The organism is Erythrobacter litoralis HTCC2594, from assembly GCF_000013005.1.
Taxonomy (GTDB): Bacteria; Pseudomonadota; Alphaproteobacteria; order Sphingomonadales; family Sphingomonadaceae; genus Parerythrobacter; species Parerythrobacter litoralis_A.
Window position 1 is genome coordinate 1,957,826 of record NC_007722.1, and the last position, 15,994, is coordinate 1,973,819.

Genomic DNA, 15,994 nt, shown 5'->3' on the forward strand with positions numbered 1-15,994 from the left:
AGCAGCATCGGCCTAAGCTAGTTGCAAAATGAAATGGGAGAGGTGGAGATGCGATTCTCCGGGAAAACCGTGGTCATCACGGGTGCGGCATCGGGTATCGGACTGGAAAGCGTGCGGCTGTTCGCCCGCGAAGGTGCCGCGGTATATGCGTCCGACATCGACGACGAAGGCGGCAAGGCGCTCGAAAACCTGGAAGATGGCGACATTCGCTACCAGCATTGCGACGTCTGCGAACCGGTACAGATCAAGGCGTTGATGGACCGCGCCGCGCAAGAGACCAGCGGGATCGACGTGCTCTTCAACAATGCCGGTGCCGGCGGAGCGCGCGGCCAGATCCACGAGCTTGAGCCGGAGGACTGGGACCGCACGATGGACCTGCTGCTGCGCTCGGTCGCGATGGGCATCCGCTATGCCGTACCGCATATGAAAGACCGGCCGGGCGCTGCGATCGTCAACGTCTCCAGCGTTGCCGCCGTCGGCCCCGGCTATTCGCCGACCGCCTATGCCGTCGCCAAGGCGGGAGTGCTGCACCTGACAAAGGTGACGGCGGCCGACCTGGCGCAATTCGGCATCCGCGTGAACGCGATCCAGCCGGGCTTCATCAATACCAATATCTTCACCTCCTCGCTGGAAATACCCGACGAGCAGAAGGACATGGCCAAGAGCGTGATCGCTCAGATGAGCTCGAACGCGCAGCCGGTGAAGCGCGGCGGGCAGCCTGCGGATATCGCCGAGGCGTGCGCCTATCTCGCCAGCGAAGCGGCGGGGTTTGTTACCGGTACCTCGCTGATCGTCGATGGCGGCATTACCATAGGCCCGCGCCAAAGCTGGGACCCGGAAGAAGCCAGCATGTTCGAAGCGCTGGAGCAGATGGAAGAGGCGGCAAAACAGGCCAGCGGCTAGAGGGACGAAACCCACATGGGATATATCAAGGGCCCCCTCCCCCAGCGGATCAAACTGATCAACGGCTCGGGCGCCGTAGCCTTCGGCGTGAAAGACCTGGGCTTCAGCTTCTTCCTGCTGCCCTATTACAATCTCGTCTTAGGCGTGGAGGCATGGCTGGTCGGCGCGGCACTGGCGACGGCGCTCATCATCGATGCCTTCGTCGATCCGCTGATCGGCCACCTGTCGGATCGGACCTACACGAAATGGGGTCGCCGCCTCCCGTGGCTCTACATCGCCCCGATACCGCTCGCCTTCATGTGGACGCTGCTATGGTCGCCGCCCTTTACAGGCGTGCCGAGCTTCGGGGAAATCGTCGCGCTGGCGGTCGGCGTGCGGCTGTTGCTGTCGGCCTGCGAAGTGCCCTCCGTCAGCCTCGTGCCCGAACTGACCGACGATTACGACGAACGCACCACGCTGTTCCGATATCGCTTCCTGTCAGGCTGGCTCGGCGGGATGCTGATGATGGTGCTAGCCTTCACGATCTTCCTGCCGACACCGGAAGCGCAGCTTGAGGCGGGCGGCTACGCCGCCATGGGCATGTTCGGTGCCGGGCTGATGGCGATCTCCGTAATCGGATCGGCCGCAGGCCAGCATTCGATCGTCGCCCGCAGGCCGCCGCACAAGCCTACGTCCTTCTCGATCAGCGGCGCGTTCGGAGAGATCGGCGATGCGTTCAAGGAAAAGGCCTTCCTGATCTTTGCCGCCGGTGGCCTTGCGGCCTATGTCGGGCAGGGGATGAACTTCTCGATCACACAATACGTCAACAATTACGTCTGGAAGTTCGACGACCTCGCCTTCCAGCTCTATCCCGGCGTGCTGGCGATCTCGGTCTTCGCGATGTTCGCCATCGTCGGCCCCTTGCACCGGCGCTTCGGCAAGCCCGCGTCGGCGGCAGGCGGCGCGATCGTCGCCATGATCTTCTATTTCGTGCCCTACGCCCTGCTGCTGTTGGGCGTTTGGCCAGAGACCGGCACGGCCGTTTCGACCTATTCGATGCTGACCATGCTGGTCGTCTCGAACACCGCCTCGGTCGTCGCCGTCATTTCGGCCACCTCGATGGTCGCCGAGATCGTCGAAGCCTATGAAGAGCGCACCGGCAAACGCGCGGAGGGCACCTTCTATTCCGGCAACTGGCTGGTTCAGAAATGCGCCACAGGGGTCGGCATCCTGTCGACCAGCCTGATTGTGCAGACCCTCGGGATCGAACAGGGCACGCCGCAGGACGCCGTATCGCAGGGCGTGGTGACGGAGTTGTCGCTGATTTATTTGATCGTCGGGACGCTGCTCGCGCTGGTCGCGGCCTTTTGGCTCGCGCGCTTTCCCATCACCCGCGAGCAGCACGAGGCGCGGCTGGCCATGCGTGCCGCCTCTGGCGACGGCAGGCATGACGACCCGATTGAGGAGGCGGTGCGGGCCGATCCCGACGGTCACTCGATCACGCCCTAGGAGCTCGCTTGGAGAATCACCCTTGGCGCAAGCAGGGCGCTCTGCCACGGTTGCGCCAACAGAATCGCAGAACACGATAGAGAGAGGATACCCCCATGAATTTCGAACCGACAGAACGGCAGCAATATTGGCGCGACCGGGTCAAGACCTTCATCGAGAATGAAATCCGCCCCGCGGTCCCGACCTACAAGGAACAGGACGCCGAAGGCGATCGCTGGAAAGTGATCCAGGTGGTCGAAGACCTCAAGGCGAAGGCCAAGGATCAGGGCATCTGGAACCTGTTCATGCCGCCGCGCAACGAAGGCCATCACCATGTCGAGGAGAGCTTCGAGTTCGAAGGGCCGGGCCTGACCAATCTCGAATATGCGCTCTGCGCCGAGGAAATGGGCCGCGTCGGCTTCGCTTCGGAAGCTTTCAACTGCTCGGCGCCCGATACCGGCAATATGGAGGTCTTCCACCGCTACGGTACGCTGGAACAGAAGGAGCAGTGGCTGCGTCCGCTGATGAACGGCGAAATCCGCTCCGCCTTCCTGATGACCGAGCCGTACACCGCTTCCTCCGACGCGACGAATATCGAGACGCGGATGGAGCGCGATGGCGACCATTACGTCATCAACGGTCGCAAGTGGTGGTCTTCGGGTCTGGGCGATCCGCGCTGCAAGGTGGCGATCGTGATGGGCAAGACCAATGTCGAGGCGCAGCGCCACGCGCAGCAATCGCAGGTTATCGTCCCCATCGACTCTCCCGGTGTGAACATCATCCGCCACCTTCCGGTGTTCGGCTACGACGATGCCCCGCACGGCCACATGGAAGTCGAGCTGAAAGACGTTCGCGTACCGGTTGAGAACGTCATCCTTGGCGAAGGCCGCGGCTTCGAAATCGCACAGGGCCGCCTGGGCCCGGGCCGCATCCATCACTGCATGCGCACCATCGGCGTGGCCGAGGAAGCGCTGGAGAAGATGTGCAAGCGGCTGCAGGAGCGCGAGGCGTTCGGCAAGCCGATCTACAAGCATTCGGTCTGGGAAGAGCGCATCGCCCGCGCCCGGATCGACATCGACATGACTCGCCTGCTCTGTCTCAAGGCTGCCGACATGATGGACAAGGTCGGCAACAAGTCGGCCAAGCAGGAAATCGCCATGATCAAGGTGCAGGCGCCCAACATGGCGCTGCGGATCATCGACGATGCGATTCAGGCCCATGGCGGCGGCGGTGTGAGCGAGGATTACGGTCTTGCCAGCGCCTATGCCCACCAGCGCACGCTGCGGCTGGCCGACGGTCCGGACGAAGTTCACGCCCGCTCGATCGCGCGCATGGAGATCGGCAAGCACCAGCCCAACGAAGGCCCGACTGCCAATGCTTTGCGCGGCAGCAACGCGCACTACGCCAGCGCCGGAAGCGCAGCTGCCAGCGCGGGCATGAGCTCGGGAGACGTAGGCGTTTCGCGCTAGAAACAGTGCACCAGACATAGCCGTTCGTGCTGAGCCTGTCGAAGCACTGCTCTTCTCTGTGAGCGCGGCGCCAGAATTAAGGACGGCCCTTGGACAAGCTCAGGGCGAACGGAGTTATTGCGTATGGCCAAGGCCGCAATTTTAGAGAAACCCGGCGAAGGGCTGGTCATCGGCGATGTCGAAATTGCCGATCCGGCACCGCATGAGGTCCTGATCGACACCAAGGCGTGCGGGCTGTGTCATTCGGACCTGCACTTCATCGACGGGGCTTATCCGCACCCGCTGCCCGCCATCCCGGGGCACGAGGCGGCTGGTGTGGTGCGCGCGGTCGGCAGCGAAGTGAAGACGGTGCGGCCGGGCGACCATGTGGTGTCCTGCCTCAGCGCCTTCTGCGGCCATTGCGAGTTTTGCGTCACCGGCCGGATGGCGCTGTGCATGGGCGCGGACACGCGCCGTGGACCGGACGGCCCGCCCCGCATCACCCGGGCCGATGGCTCTCCCATCAACCAGATGCTGAACCTGTCGGCATTCTCCGAGCAGATGCTGATCCACGAACACGCCTGCGTCGCTATCGACAAGGACATGCCGCTGGACCGCGCTGCCGTGATCGGCTGCGCCGTCACGACTGGTGCCGGCACGATCTTCAACGCCGCCAATGTCACGCCGGGCGAGACAGTGCTGGTGGTCGGCTGCGGCGGTGTCGGTCTCGCAGCCATCAATGCCGCCAAGATTGCCGGGGCTGGCAAGGTCATCGCAGCCGATCCGCTCGAGGAAAAGCGCGAACTCGCGAAAGTTCTCGGCGCGACCCACACGGTCAACGCCCTCGACGAGGACGCAGCGCAGCAGATCCTGACGATTTCGGCCGGGGGCGTGCATTATGGGATCGAGGCGGTGGGCCGCCAGGCCTCCGCCGACCTCGCGGTCGCTTCGCTGCGGCGCGGCGGGACGGCGATCATCCTCGGCATGATGCCGCTCGACTGCAAGGTCGGCCTCGGCGCGATGGACCTGCTGTCGGGCAAGAAGCTGCAAGGCGCGATCATGGGCGAGAACCACTTTCCCGTCGATCTCCCGCGACTGGTCGACTTCTACATGCGCGGTTTGCTCGATCTCGACACGATCATCGCCGAACGCATCTCGCTCGACGAGATCAATGCCGGGTTCGACAAGATGCGAGAGGGTCATTCCGCTCGCAGCGTAGTGGTGTTCGACTGATGGCCGAAGAAAACACGATCGATTTCGACAAGGAGATGGTCGGCACGATCGACGTGCCCGAAGCCGACCAGATCGATCTCGAAAAGCTCACGGCATGGTTCGAAGCCAATGTCGAAGACTTTTCCGGTCCGATCCGCTATTCGAAGTTCAAGGGCGGTCAGTCCAACCCGACCTACCGGATCGATACGCCGGGTGCATCCTACGTGCTACGCCGCCAGCCGTTCGGCAAGCTGCTGCCTAGCGCCCACGCGGTGGACCGCGAATACAAGGCGATGACGGGGCTCTATCCGACCGGTTTTCCGGTCCCGCGCACTTATGGGTTGTGCGAGGACACGGACGTGATCGGGGCCAAGTTTTTCGTGATGAGCATGGCCGATGGCCGTTCGCTCTGGAACGGAGCCTTGCCGGGCGTCGATCCGGCCGACCGCCTCGAAATTTACAACGCCATGATCGACACTATGGCGGACCTGCACACCAAGAACCCCGACGACATCGGCCTCGGCGATTTCGGCAAGCCGACGGATTATTGCGCGCGCCAGATCGGGCGCTGGACCAAGCAGTACAAGCTCTCCGAAACCGAGCATCAGCCCAAGATGGAGCGGCTCATCGAGTGGCTGCCCGAAACCATCCCGCCGCAGCACGAAAGTTCCGTCGTCCATGGCGATTACCGCCTCGATAATATGATCTTCCACAAGACCGAGAACCGCGTGATCGCGGTGCTCGATTGGGAGTTGTCGACACTGGGCGATCCGATCGCGGACTTCAGCTATCTGATGCTCAACTGGCACAACCCGTCGGACGGGCGCGCCGGATTGCTAGACCTCGACTTGGCCGAGCTGGGCATTCCGACGCAGGAAGAAGCGGTCGAGCGCTATGTCGCGCGGACCGGCTATCCGGTGCCGCCGATGGACTGGTATTTCGCTTACAACCTGTTCCGGCTCGCCGGGATCATGCAGGGCATCAAGAAACGCGTCATCGACGGCACAGCGTCGTCCGCCCACGCCAAATCGATGAGCGAGCGGGTGACCCCGCTGATCGAACGCGCACATGCCTTTGCGGTGGATGCGGGCATGCCAGCCTGAGGTTTCAGAAGTCGCGCGACCAGCGGACTACGGCCCCGGCATCGTCGGGAGCGCCAGCGTAGTGCCCCGGATCGCGGCGATAGAAGGCGCTGGCGGCCAGGCTGCCACCCAGAGCGTATCCGCGCCAGGCCACTTCGCCCATCAACTCTCGGCCCTGCGGCGCGAGATTGAGGCGCTGGCTGCCGAAACCGGCGGTTTCGGTGGCATAATCGTAGCTCGTCGGCAGCGTCAGGTTGATTGCGCCGCTTTCGACCCGCAGCGGCTGCGCCAGCCGGAAGCCCAGCGTGTCGCCGGCCTGGAAAGTATTGGCCTTCACTATGTCGAGTGTCCAGGCGCTGCTGATGAAATCGGAGCCACCGCCGATCGCCCCCGCACGTCGCGCGCGCGTGACGCCCTGACGCGAGCTGACACCCAACCACCAATTCTGCGCCACTTCGAGCCCGAGCGAGGCATCGACGAACAGGCTGTCCGCCCCGCGCGAGCCGAATGCATCGTGGAGGTAGGCGCCGAGGATTGTGCGCTCTTCGCTAAGGGCATTCAGCCCGAAGACCGCTTGCAACGGCCCGACAGTACCGTCGAGCGCGAGCCCAAGCTGCGACACACGGTAGCGCTCGCGATTGCGGCTGGTGACATCGCTGGCCTCGCGCAGCGTGCCGAGCAGTGCCTCGCCGCTCGATGCCGTGACGGTCACGCCCGTTCTCCCGAACTCTCTGCGCAGCGCCAACGATACATCGTCCGAACGCAGGAAACCGGTATCGCCTGCCGCGTCGCTGGCGATCATGAAGGCCGGCCTTCGCTTGCCCTGCAGATGCGCGGCAATGCCGTCCGCGCCTTGGGAGAAAGCCAGCCCCAGCTGCGTGTCGCGCGATAGCTTCAGCGCAACCTGCCCCGCCAGCACTCGCGCCGCATTGGCTTCGCGCCCGGACAGGCTCAGAGGCACGGCACCAATGGTCGGCGCCGCCTGCCCGCCGGCATCAACAGTGAAGGCCATGGAGATCCGGTCGTTGCCCGCCGCGACGCGCCGCCCGCCCTGCTGCACCGCCCCGCGCAGGCGCGGAACGATCGCAGCACCGCGCAGGCGCGAACCGGCGTCGTAGGAATAGGCGCGGTCGTATTTGTCGAGCAGGATGGCGCTCAACGCCTGGCCGCCAAGAGCATCCCCCATCGCGGACGAAGCCGTGCCGGTGTCGTCGATCAGGGCCAGCGCACCGCTGGTGCCCGGAATGCGCGTCGTGCCCTGCGGCGAAACGGCGGCGGCGATGTCGAGAATGCCGCGCCCGAAGGTAGTGTCGGTTCCCGCCGCCCCGGCATCGCGCGCGGTATCCAGCAGGATCTCGACGATTTGCGCGCCGGAAAGGTTGGGGAACGCCTGTGCCAACAAGGCCACTGCGCCAGCCACTTGTGGCGCGGAAAAGCTGGTGCCGGAGAAGAGAGTGACGAACTGCTGACCCGAGCTGTCGGTGGTGACCTGCAGCACGCCGTCCTCATAGACGCAGCAGATCCGCTCACCGCGCGCGCTCAGGAAGGAGGCTGCACCGTCGCCAGCGCGATTGCTGAAGTCGGAGAAAGCACCGGTGTCGTCGACCGAGCCGACGATGATCACATTGGCACCGCCGAACTGCAGCACGTCCTGAGCGAATGTATCGGGCTGGTCGGCGGGATTGTCTGTATCGCTGCCGTCGCCGCCGTTGCCCGCCGAAACCACGATAACGACGCCCGCAGCGGAGGCTCGCGCAATCGCATCCCTCAAGGATTGCGATGCGCGACTCCCGCCAAGGCTGATATTGACCACAACCGCGCCGCTGGCGACTGCCTGGTCCACGCCGCGTGCGATCGCGCTGTCGAAGAAACTGCAGCCTTCGAGGTCACCGTCGCCCTCGTCAGCGGTACAACTGCCCGGACTGTCCGCTCGCAGCACCAGCACCGACGCATCGAAGGCGATCCCGAGCACCCCGGTATTGTCGCGCGCGGCGGCAGCTACCAAAGCGACATTGGTACCATGGTCGTCGACCGCCTCGAACGAGCTATTGCCCGCGACATCGGTCGAATCCGGATGGATACGGCCCGCAAATTCGGGGCTGCCGGTGTCGATGATGGCGATTGTCTGACCAGCCCCGGTATTTCCGTCCGCCCATGCTGTGACGGCGCCATGAAACTCCGGACCGTCGGAGCGACGGAATTCCGCCGTATTGAAGGAACTTGTAGGCGACGGGGTGGGTGTCGGCGTGGGGGTCGGCGTAGGCGTGGGTGTCGGCGTCGGTGTGGGGACGGGCGCCGGGGTCGAGATCGTGCGCCCGCCTCCTCCGCCGCCACACGCCGCCAGCGCCAGGCATATGCCGAGACCGACCGAGTTGAGCAGTACGGCTTTCGTTGCGAATCTCGGCATATGCAGACCCTCTTTGCCGGGCTTTGTGGCCGCGATATCCTAAAGATGGCCTGAACGACCAGCATGAATTGCTTTGCCGCTTGCTTGCCCTCGCTGCTGGGCGCAGCTAGCAGCGCTGGCGACGGATCACCAACGAAAGCCTACTGCCCCATGACCAGCGACCTCCAGGCCACCATCGAGAAAGCATGGGAGAACCGCACTGAAGTGACACCCGGGAGCCGCGAGGTTGCCGAGGCGGTGGAGCAGGCGATCGCCATGATAGACGATGGCTCGGCGCGCGTCGCGCAGCCCGATGGGGCCGGCGGCTGGCAAGTCAATCAGTGGCTCAAGAAGGCGGTACTGCTGTCCTTCCGCCTGCGCGAGAACGCAATAATGGAGGGCGCTGTCGCCGCGCCCGCTTTCGACAAGGTGCCGAGCAAGTTCGAAGGCTGGGACGAAGCCCGTTTCAGGGAGGCAGGCTTCCGGGTGGTACCCGGCGCCATCGCCCGCCGCGGCAGCTACATCGGCAAGGGCGCGGTGTTGATGCCGAGCTTCGTCAACATCGGTGCCTATGTCGGCGAGGGTACGATGATCGACACCTGGGCCAGCGTCGGCAGCTGTGCGCAGGTCGGCACCAATTGCCACATCTCGGCCGGGGCCGGCATCGGCGGCGTGCTGGAGCCGTTGCAGGCCAACCCCACCATCATCGGCGACAACTGCTTCATCGGTGCGCGATCTGAGATCGTCGAGGGCGTGATCGTCGGCGAAGGAAGCGTCGTCGCCATGGGGGTCTTCATCACGCAGTCGACCAAGATCGTATATCGCGATAGCGGCGAAGTTATCCGCGGGCAGATCCCGCCCTATTCGGTCGTCGTCCCGGGCACGCTTCCGGATCCCAAGGGCGGCCCTTCGCTCGCCTGCGCCGTCATCGTCAAGACCGTGGATGCGCAGACCCGCGAAAAGACCGGCATCAACGATTTGCTGCGCGATTGAGGAACGGCTGGCTTTCCCCGGCGTTTTGACACACATTACGAATACGACTTTCTCGGAGGGTAATTACATGTCCACGCAGGATCCGGACGGCACCATTCACATCGAAGACGACGAGGCCATGGCGGGCGAGAAATCCGGCCATATGCGCTGGGTGCTTGGAATCAGCCTGATACTGGCCATTGTCGCCATGACGCTGGTCTGGATCATTCCCGCCATGCAGCAGGGCGACGCCGAAGAAGAAGCGACGCTCTCGGGACGTTTGGAAGCGGAAATGGACGACGAGGGCGATGATACCGACGGTATTATCGAGCCCGAGGAGTTCGGCGAAAACGGAGGCTGACCCCGGAACAAGTTTGGCGCTGCACCATTCTTTCTGCGTATTTCGCGGAGAAAGAACATGAGCAATTCCAACAGCTTTCAGACCGACCAATATGTCAAATGGAACTGGGGCGATGGCGAAGGTCACGGCCAGATCAAGGAGCGCTTCGAGCGCGAAGTCACCCGCACTCTCCAGGGCAGCGAAGTCACCAAGGACGGCGATGAAGACAACCCGGCCTACCTGATCAAGCAGGAGGATGGCGACGAGGTCCTCAAGCGCGGCAGCGAGCTGTCGGACTGGGAGCAGGACTGATGCCCAAGGCCAAGAGCAAGGCACAGCAACAGGCGGCAGGCGCTGCGCTCGCCGCCAAGCGCGGTGAGCAGGACAAGTCCGACCTGCAGGGTGCCTCCAAGCAAATGTACGAAAGCATGAGCGAGGACGAACTCGAAGAGATGGCTTCGACCGACCGCGAAAACCTGCCCGACACCGTGGATGGCGACTGATGGCGGATCGCACTCGCGACGAAACCTACGACGAGTTTTACGACTGCGTGAATATGCAGCCGAAAGAACTCGAAGAATGGCTCGAAACCGAAGAATCCAAATCGGTTGGCGACAATGACGAGGGCGAAAGCACCGGTCACAAGTCTGGTCGGCGCATCGTCACCATAAAGCGCACCGACAAGGACGAACTGAGCGACGACCAGTGGGACCACATGGACAAGGTCATCGGCTATGTTCACCGACACACTGCGCAGCGACCCGATGGCGACATCGAGGACAGTGACTGGCGCTACAGCCTGATGAACTGGGGCCACGACCCCTGCAAATCAGACTGACCGCGACCCGAAAGGCGCTAGTTTCGCGCCTCCCCCGCCGGATATTCGAACGGCGGGATATCGGCCATCGTCGCACTCGTCGCTTCGGCAGCGCGCAACACGCGCATCGTGTTGCGGAAGCTGATCTTTTCCAGATCCTGCTGGCTATAGCCACGCCGCGCCAGTTCGGTAAAAAGCGCAGGGTAGTCCGACACATCCTCGAGCCCCGGCGGCGCAAATGGAATGCCGTCGTAGTCGCCGCCAATGCCGATCGCATCGATCCCGGCGACCTGGCGCACATGATCGATATGGTCCGCGGTGTCGGAAATCGAGGATTGCGGTAGCGGATTGGCCTCGTCCCATGCGGCAAGGCGGCTGGCGACCTCGTCCGGCTGCCCCTGCCACAGGGCTTCCAGCCGGGCTTCTTCCGCAGCACGGTTCGCGTTCCACTGACGCGCGGGCTCGCTGAGAAACCCGGGCACGAAAGTCACCATGATAATGCCGCCGTTTTCCGGCAGCCGCGCCAGCACGCTGTCGGGTACGTTGCGGGCGTGCCCGTTGAGCGCGCGCGCAGAAGAATGGCTGAAGATTACCGGGGCACGGGCAGTATCGAGCGCGTCGTGCATCACCTTCTCGCTGACATGGCTGAGGTCGACCAGCATGCCGATCCGGTTCATCTCGCGCACGGCATCCTTGCCGAAGCCGGTCAGCCCGCCATTTCTGGGCGCGTCGGTGGCGCTGTCGGCCCAACTCAGCGTCTTGCCGTGCGTCAACGTCATATAGCGCGCGCCCATCGCATACATCTGCCGCAGGACTGCGAGGCTGGACCCAATGGAATGTCCACCCTCCATGCCAAGCAGGGATGCAATCCGCCCCGCCGCCATTTCGCGCTCGACATCGTCAGCCGTAAGCGCGAGGGCGAGATCGTCCGGATAGCGGGCAATCAGCCTCTTGGTAACGTCGATCTGTTCGATGGTGGCCTGTACGGCCTCGGGCTCTGGCAGGCTGGCGCTGACGTAGACCGACCACCACTGCGCCCCGACCTTGCCGGCGCGCAGCCGCGCAAGGTCGGTGTGCATGGTGCGAACCCCCTTCGCCTCGTCGCCGGTATCGGTCGTATCGGTGAAGTCGAAATCGCCGATGACATTGCCGTAGCGCCCGCGCAGCTGGATCGGCACATCGTTGTGCCCATCGAACACAGGTGCCGCTTCCAGCGCTGCTGCGGCGATCTCTTCCGGCGACTGTGCCAACCCCGGTGCGGCGAAAAGCAGGAATGGGAGCGCGATGGCGGCGATTTTCATGACGGTCTCCGGTGTAAGCGTTACAAGCATGACCCTAGCTTCGGCCTTGCCCCTTGCAAGACGCATCGCCATGGAAAAGATATCGCCGCAGACCAGCTGGAAGGCCGTTACCGATGATCCGCACGAGCCTTCGCTGGCTTCTGGCAGTACTGTATTTCGTCGCAGGGTGGGCGCATCTGCGTTTCGCCGAACCCTTCCTGACGATTACGCCCGGCTGGGTACCGGCACCTGAAGCCGTGGTTTGGTGGACTGGCGTCGCTGAAATTGTGGGAGCCATCGGCCTGGCACAGCCGCTCAACGCCAGGCTGCGCAGGGCGGCCGCCATCGGTCTGGCGGTCTATGCCGTGTGCGTTTTCCCCGCCAACATCAACCACTTTGCGATGGACATGGCGCGCGCGGACGGCGGGGCAGGGCTCGCCTATCACGTGCCGCGCATGTTTGCGCAGCCTCTGATCGTCTGGTTGGCCCTGTGGACGGGGGAAGTGCTCGACTGGCCCTTCCCCCGCCGACAGCATTCAGATTAGCTGAGGTGCTTGGAGACCGCAGCCGTCATCTTGAACATCGAGATCTGCTCTTTGCCGATCACGGCGCCGAGCTTGTCGTCGGGATTGATCTGGCGCTTGTCCTTGCTGTCCTGCAAGTCGTGCTTCTTGATGTATTCCCAGACCTTCGAGGTCACCTGAGCGCGGGTCATCGGGCCTTTGCCCACCACGTTCTCAAGCTCCGGTGACAGGGTCACCGGTTTTTGCAGTGCGTTATTGCCAGCCATGGGTAAGTCCTTTCCTTGGGCTATGCGAAATCGTCGTCATCGTCATCCCAGGCTTCATCGTCTTGGTCCGAAGCCTGGTAGGTGGCAGTGAGGACTGCAGCGGCGACGACGTGCCCCTCCAGTGCCTCAAACAGTTGCTCACGCGTCGCCCCCGGCATCAGGGTGAGCGGCAAGTCGAGCGCAAATAGCTGGAACACGAATGTGTGCGGCGGATCATCCTTGGGCAAAGCGGGGAGCAACCATTCGGAATCGCCGAGGCTGTTCTTGCCGACGCGCGGCGGGGTTTCGCCTTCGAGGAGCTTGCCCTTTTGCGCCGACAGGCCCCAAACCGCCCAGTGGCAGGTCGGACCATCACTGCTCGCGTCTTCGACGATTACTGCCATCTCCATCGCGCCGGGAGGCGGGGCAGTCCATTCGAGCGGCGGCGCGACGGCATCTTCCTCGTCGGCCGTGAAGCACGGATCGAGCTCCCCCCCAGCAGCAAAGGCCGGGCTGGTGAGTTTCAGCCCCCCGCGCCCCATCATTTTCTCGGACGCCAGACGAGCGATGGTAAGCCCCGGATTGGCGGGGGTGTCGGCAGGTAATACAGATGCTAGCCAATCGGCCATCTAAGAGTTTTCTCCTCGTCCGCTCTCGGTGCTAGGCCCTTGGACGGAGATTGGCGAGGGAGCGTCCGCCGAGTTTTCCCCAGATTGCGCAGGAAAATCGGTGAATTGCCGTTCAAAAGGCCCCTTGCTCATATGATGTTCAGCACTATTGCTGTTTTCCCGCCGGAGGGGAGGCTTCGGTCGCAAAGCCTAACGGAGAATCATAATATGTCAGTGGGTCGCATTTTTCTTTCCACCGTTCTTGCCGGATCGCTCGCTGCCTGTGGTGGCGGTGGCGGCGGAGGAAACGGCGGCAACACCGCAACAGGTGGCGGGGGTGGCGGGAACACCTCCACGCAATGCTCGCTGTCGGATCGCCAAGAGTGGGTCCTGGGGCAGATCAACGAATTCTACCTATTCCCCAACCTGCTCGACACCGGCGTCAATGCGGCCAGTTTCTCGACGGTCCAGGACTATATCAACGCAATTGTCCGGCCCGCCCGCGAACAGTCGCGCGACCGCTTTTTCACCTTCATCACCTCCATTGAGGAGGAAAACGCGCTGATCAATTCAGGTGCGAGCGCGGGCTTCGGCATTCGCCTGGCTTACGACACCGCCAACAACCGCGTCTTCGTCCTGGAAGCGTTTGAAAACGCCCCTGCCTTCGCGCAAGGGTTCGATCGCGGCACCGAACTGCTTCAGATCAATGGGCAAAGCGTTGCCACGCTGATGGCATCGGGCGGACCGCAAGCGGTCATCGACGCACTTGGTCCGAGCGACCCCGGCGTGACCCGGTCCTTCCGTATCCGCGACACGGGCGGCGTCGAGCGCGATGTTTCTGTTTCCAAGGCGGAGTTTTCTCTCGATCCGATTTCCGATCGCTACGGCGTGCGAGTGATTGACGATGGCGGCAAGAAGGTCGGCTACATCAACCTGCGCACCTTCATCGTCGATTCCGCCGGTCCGCAACTGCGCGATGCCTTCCAGCAGTTCCGCGACGAGGGCATCACCGAAGTCGTCATGGATTTCCGCTACAACGGCGGCGGTCTCGTTTCGGTCGCCGAATTGCTGGGCGACCTTCTGGGCGGCGACAAGGTCGGTGAAGTCTTCAGCAAGACGACGTTCCGCAGTTCCCTCTCCAGCAACAACGCAACGGCGCTTTTCCGCAGCCAGCCGCAGGCCATCGGAGCGACCAAGATCGCCTTCATCGGTCGCGGCGGCACCGCTTCCGCCAGTGAACTGGTGGCCAACAGCTTCATTCCCTATCTCGGCAACAATACCGCGTTGATCGGTGCCAACACCTTCGGCAAGCCGGTGGGCCAGATCGCACGAGACCGCGATGTGTGCGATGATCGATTGCGCGTGGTCGCCTTCCAGTCGGAAAATCGTAACAACCAGGGTGAGTATTACACAGGGCTCGCCTCGGTTTTCCCGCAGACGTGCCGCGCAGGGGACGATGTCTTTACCCAGCTCGGCGATCCGAACGAGCAATCGATCGCTACCGCGCTCGATTTCTTGGCCGGGCGCACCTGCACCCCGATATCGAGCAGCGGCCAGCAGGGCGTCCAGTCGGCTCGCAGCGTCGCTCCCGAGAAGGAGCTGATGCAGCCGCGGCAGCCGACCGCGGCGCAATACCGCATCCCGGGCCTGTTCTGATGACAGAGCGCGCGTATCGGTCCTTTGCCGAATTCTGGCCCTTCTATCTCAAGGAACACAGCAAGCCCGAAACGCGCGCTTTGCATTATGTCGGCACGAGTCTCGTGGTCGCCATCGCACTCTACGCCGTGGTCGCGCAGCAATGGTTGCTGCTGATCGCGCTTCCGTTGGCAGGCTATTTCTTCGCATGGATCGCGCATTTCGGGGTCGAGAAGAACCGCCCGGCGACCTTTACCTATCCGCTGTGGAGCCTTGCTGCCGATTTCAAGATGTGGGGCCTGTGGCTGACCGGTCGCTTGAAGCCCGAGCTTGAAAAGGCCGGCGTGGGCTGATGATGCAAAAAGGGGCGCCGCTTTTGGCGCCCCTTCTCGTTTGGTTGCGCTTATCGCTTATCCGGGCATCAACACGGTATCGATAACATGGATCATGCCGTTCGACGCTGCGACATCGGTCGCGGTCACGGTCGAAGTGCCACCGGCCGCATCGGTCAGGACGACATTCCCGTCCTGGATAGTGGCGGTCAGCGATCCTCCGTTGACAGTGGCGATCTCATAGCTGCCATCGTTGCTTTCGATCGCATTGGTCAGCGTCGCTGCATCGATCGCGCCTTCGACGACATGGTAAGTCAGGATCGAGGTCAGCTGTTCCTTGCCTTCCGGCGCCGTCAGCGTTTCGAGCGTGCCTTCAGGCAGCTTTTCGAACGCGGCGTTCGTTGGCGCGAACACCGTAAAGGGTCCTTCGCCCGAGAGCGTTTCGCCAAGCTCGGCTGCGGTTACGGCGGTGACGAGGGTCGAGAAATCGTCATTGCCCTGAGCGACGGCGACAATCGTGCCGGGTTCCTGGGCAACACTGGTTTCATCGGCCATCGTCTCGTCGGTCGCGGTGTCGTCCGCAGGTGCGCCACAGGCGACCAGCGCGAGTGCGCTGGCGGTGGCGACGGCAGGCATAGCGAGTTTCTTGAAAGTGGTTTTCATGGTGGGGGTTCCTTAAATTGCGGTGGTAACGGTCGTCCGTCCCAGAGGGGCGAAGCCCTCTCTCACCCAAGCAACGGATG

Annotated in this window: 18 protein-coding genes; 13 read left to right on the plus strand and 5 right to left on the minus strand. The window is 63.2% G+C overall.

Annotation, left to right across the window (positions count from 1 at the left end):
- Nucleotides 1–48: 48 nt before the first annotated feature.
- From EL2594_RS09480 to EL2594_RS09500, 5 genes are all read left to right on the plus strand, one after another.
- The gene (locus tag EL2594_RS09480) at nt 49–903 is read left to right on the plus strand and encodes an SDR family NAD(P)-dependent oxidoreductase (RefSeq protein WP_041685932.1); all 855 of its coding nucleotides are present in this window, start codon (nt 49–51) and stop codon (nt 901–903) included.
- A gap of 15 nt (nt 904–918) precedes the next feature.
- Entirely contained in the window at nt 919–2,391 is a 1,473-nt protein-coding gene (locus tag EL2594_RS09485; RefSeq protein WP_011414843.1) for an MFS transporter, read from the plus strand.
- Between the two features lie 95 nt (nt 2,392–2,486).
- Nucleotides 2,487–3,839 (plus strand): acyl-CoA dehydrogenase family protein, encoded by a 1,353-nt coding sequence (locus EL2594_RS09490; RefSeq protein ID WP_011414844.1) that lies wholly within the window; start codon nt 2,487–2,489, stop codon nt 3,837–3,839.
- A gap of 123 nt (nt 3,840–3,962) precedes the next feature.
- The gene (locus tag EL2594_RS09495) at nt 3,963–5,051 is read left to right on the plus strand and encodes a Zn-dependent alcohol dehydrogenase (protein WP_011414845.1); all 1,089 of its coding nucleotides are present in this window, start codon (nt 3,963–3,965) and stop codon (nt 5,049–5,051) included.
- Nucleotides 5,051–6,133, plus strand: coding sequence for a phosphotransferase family protein (locus tag EL2594_RS09500; protein WP_011414846.1), 1,083 nt, complete (start codon nt 5,051–5,053; stop codon nt 6,131–6,133). Before EL2594_RS09495 ends, EL2594_RS09500 begins: the two co-directional genes overlap by 1 nt.
- A gap of 4 nt (nt 6,134–6,137) precedes the next feature.
- Here the strand turns inward: EL2594_RS09500 and EL2594_RS09505 are convergent, their stop codons facing one another.
- Nucleotides 6,138–8,519 (minus strand): S8 family peptidase, encoded by a 2,382-nt coding sequence (locus EL2594_RS09505; RefSeq protein ID WP_011414847.1) that lies wholly within the window; start codon nt 8,517–8,519, stop codon nt 6,138–6,140.
- Nucleotides 8,520–8,669: 150 nt separating this feature from the next.
- Between EL2594_RS09505 and dapD the strand changes: the two genes are divergently transcribed.
- From dapD to EL2594_RS09530, 5 genes are all read left to right on the plus strand, one after another.
- Nucleotides 8,670–9,491 carry a 2,3,4,5-tetrahydropyridine-2,6-dicarboxylate N-succinyltransferase gene (dapD, locus tag EL2594_RS09510; RefSeq protein WP_011414848.1) on the plus strand — a complete coding sequence of 274 codons (822 nt, stop codon included), beginning with the start codon at nt 8,670–8,672 and terminating at the stop codon, nt 9,489–9,491.
- A 67-nt stretch (nt 9,492–9,558) separates the two neighbouring features.
- Nucleotides 9,559–9,831, plus strand: coding sequence for a hypothetical protein (locus EL2594_RS09515; protein WP_011414849.1), 273 nt, complete (start codon nt 9,559–9,561; stop codon nt 9,829–9,831).
- 57 nt (nt 9,832–9,888) lie between these two features.
- Entirely contained in the window at nt 9,889–10,122 is a 234-nt protein-coding gene (locus EL2594_RS09520) for a DUF2945 domain-containing protein (protein ID WP_011414850.1), read from the plus strand.
- Nucleotides 10,122–10,313 carry a DUF3008 family protein gene (locus EL2594_RS09525; RefSeq protein WP_011414851.1) on the plus strand — a complete coding sequence of 64 codons (192 nt, stop codon included), beginning with the start codon at nt 10,122–10,124 and terminating at the stop codon, nt 10,311–10,313. Before EL2594_RS09520 ends, EL2594_RS09525 begins: the two co-directional genes overlap by 1 nt.
- The gene (locus EL2594_RS09530) at nt 10,313–10,648 is read left to right on the plus strand and encodes a DUF3140 domain-containing protein (protein WP_011414852.1); all 336 of its coding nucleotides are present in this window, start codon (nt 10,313–10,315) and stop codon (nt 10,646–10,648) included. Before EL2594_RS09525 ends, EL2594_RS09530 begins: the two co-directional genes overlap by 1 nt.
- Nucleotides 10,649–10,665: 17 nt before the next feature.
- Here EL2594_RS09530 and EL2594_RS09535 read toward each other — a convergent pair whose 3' ends face one another.
- On the minus strand, nt 10,666–11,928 hold the full coding sequence (locus EL2594_RS09535) for a dipeptidase (RefSeq protein ID WP_011414853.1): 1,263 nt from the start codon (nt 11,926–11,928) through the stop codon (nt 10,666–10,668).
- Between the two features lie 113 nt (nt 11,929–12,041).
- Here EL2594_RS09535 and EL2594_RS09540 point away from each other — a divergent pair, with 113 nt between their 5' ends.
- Nucleotides 12,042–12,452, plus strand: coding sequence for a DoxX family protein (locus EL2594_RS09540; RefSeq protein WP_011414854.1), 411 nt, complete (start codon nt 12,042–12,044; stop codon nt 12,450–12,452).
- On the opposite strand, the gene EL2594_RS09545 is transcribed toward EL2594_RS09540, so the two are convergent.
- Both EL2594_RS09545 and EL2594_RS09550 read right to left on the minus strand, forming a co-directional pair.
- Nucleotides 12,449–12,697: an SWIB/MDM2 domain-containing protein gene (locus EL2594_RS09545; protein WP_011414855.1), complete on the minus strand. Its 249-nt coding sequence runs from the start codon at nt 12,695–12,697 to the stop codon at nt 12,449–12,451. The two genes, EL2594_RS09540 and EL2594_RS09545, sit on opposite strands and share 4 nt — an antisense overlap.
- A gap of 20 nt (nt 12,698–12,717) precedes the next feature.
- Nucleotides 12,718–13,305 carry a YbhB/YbcL family Raf kinase inhibitor-like protein gene (locus EL2594_RS09550; RefSeq protein ID WP_041685243.1) on the minus strand — a complete coding sequence of 196 codons (588 nt, stop codon included), beginning with the start codon at nt 13,303–13,305 and terminating at the stop codon, nt 12,718–12,720.
- Between the two features lie 207 nt (nt 13,306–13,512).
- On the opposite strand from EL2594_RS09550, the gene EL2594_RS09555 reads away from it, so the two are divergent.
- A complete protein-coding gene (locus EL2594_RS09555) occupies nt 13,513–14,940 on the plus strand; it encodes a S41 family peptidase (protein ID WP_011414857.1) in 1,428 nt (475 codons plus the stop codon).
- A complete protein-coding gene (locus EL2594_RS09560) occupies nt 14,940–15,272 on the plus strand; it encodes a DUF962 domain-containing protein (RefSeq protein WP_011414858.1) in 333 nt (110 codons plus the stop codon). The genes EL2594_RS09555 and EL2594_RS09560 overlap by 1 nt, the downstream gene beginning before the upstream one ends.
- Before the next feature lie 57 nt (nt 15,273–15,329).
- On the opposite strand, the gene EL2594_RS09565 is transcribed toward EL2594_RS09560, so the two are convergent.
- Nucleotides 15,330–15,914, minus strand: coding sequence for a fasciclin domain-containing protein (locus EL2594_RS09565; protein WP_011414859.1), 585 nt, complete (start codon nt 15,912–15,914; stop codon nt 15,330–15,332).
- Nucleotides 15,915–15,994: the final 80 nt, after the last annotated feature.

What these genes read in the sequence shown, in the direction of transcription:
- EL2594_RS09480 (WP_041685932.1), top strand. Translation starts at nt 49, where the DNA reads ATGCGATTCTCCGGGAAAACCGTGGTCATCACGGGTGCGGCATCGGGT.
- EL2594_RS09485 (WP_011414843.1), top strand. Translation starts at nt 919, where the DNA reads ATGGGATATATCAAGGGCCCCCTCCCCCAGCGGATCAAACTGATCAAC.
- EL2594_RS09490 (WP_011414844.1), top strand. Translation starts at nt 2,487, where the DNA reads ATGAATTTCGAACCGACAGAACGGCAGCAATATTGGCGCGACCGGGTC.
- EL2594_RS09495 (WP_011414845.1), top strand. Translation starts at nt 3,963, where the DNA reads ATGGCCAAGGCCGCAATTTTAGAGAAACCCGGCGAAGGGCTGGTCATC.
- EL2594_RS09500 (WP_011414846.1), top strand. Translation starts at nt 5,051, where the DNA reads ATGGCCGAAGAAAACACGATCGATTTCGACAAGGAGATGGTCGGCACG.
- EL2594_RS09505 (WP_011414847.1), bottom strand. Translation starts at nt 8,519, where the DNA reads ATGCCGAGATTCGCAACGAAAGCCGTACTGCTCAACTCGGTCGGTCTC.
- dapD (WP_011414848.1), top strand. Translation starts at nt 8,670, where the DNA reads ATGACCAGCGACCTCCAGGCCACCATCGAGAAAGCATGGGAGAACCGC.
- EL2594_RS09515 (WP_011414849.1), top strand. Translation starts at nt 9,559, where the DNA reads ATGTCCACGCAGGATCCGGACGGCACCATTCACATCGAAGACGACGAG.
- EL2594_RS09520 (WP_011414850.1), top strand. Translation starts at nt 9,889, where the DNA reads ATGAGCAATTCCAACAGCTTTCAGACCGACCAATATGTCAAATGGAAC.
- EL2594_RS09525 (WP_011414851.1), top strand. Translation starts at nt 10,122, where the DNA reads ATGCCCAAGGCCAAGAGCAAGGCACAGCAACAGGCGGCAGGCGCTGCG.
- EL2594_RS09530 (WP_011414852.1), top strand. Translation starts at nt 10,313, where the DNA reads ATGGCGGATCGCACTCGCGACGAAACCTACGACGAGTTTTACGACTGC.
- EL2594_RS09535 (WP_011414853.1), bottom strand. Translation starts at nt 11,928, where the DNA reads ATGAAAATCGCCGCCATCGCGCTCCCATTCCTGCTTTTCGCCGCACCG.
- EL2594_RS09540 (WP_011414854.1), top strand. Translation starts at nt 12,042, where the DNA reads ATGATCCGCACGAGCCTTCGCTGGCTTCTGGCAGTACTGTATTTCGTC.
- EL2594_RS09545 (WP_011414855.1), bottom strand. Translation starts at nt 12,697, where the DNA reads ATGGCTGGCAATAACGCACTGCAAAAACCGGTGACCCTGTCACCGGAG.
- EL2594_RS09550 (WP_041685243.1), bottom strand. Translation starts at nt 13,305, where the DNA reads ATGGCCGATTGGCTAGCATCTGTATTACCTGCCGACACCCCCGCCAAT.
- EL2594_RS09555 (WP_011414857.1), top strand. Translation starts at nt 13,513, where the DNA reads ATGTCAGTGGGTCGCATTTTTCTTTCCACCGTTCTTGCCGGATCGCTC.
- EL2594_RS09560 (WP_011414858.1), top strand. Translation starts at nt 14,940, where the DNA reads ATGACAGAGCGCGCGTATCGGTCCTTTGCCGAATTCTGGCCCTTCTAT.
- EL2594_RS09565 (WP_011414859.1), bottom strand. Translation starts at nt 15,914, where the DNA reads ATGAAAACCACTTTCAAGAAACTCGCTATGCCTGCCGTCGCCACCGCC.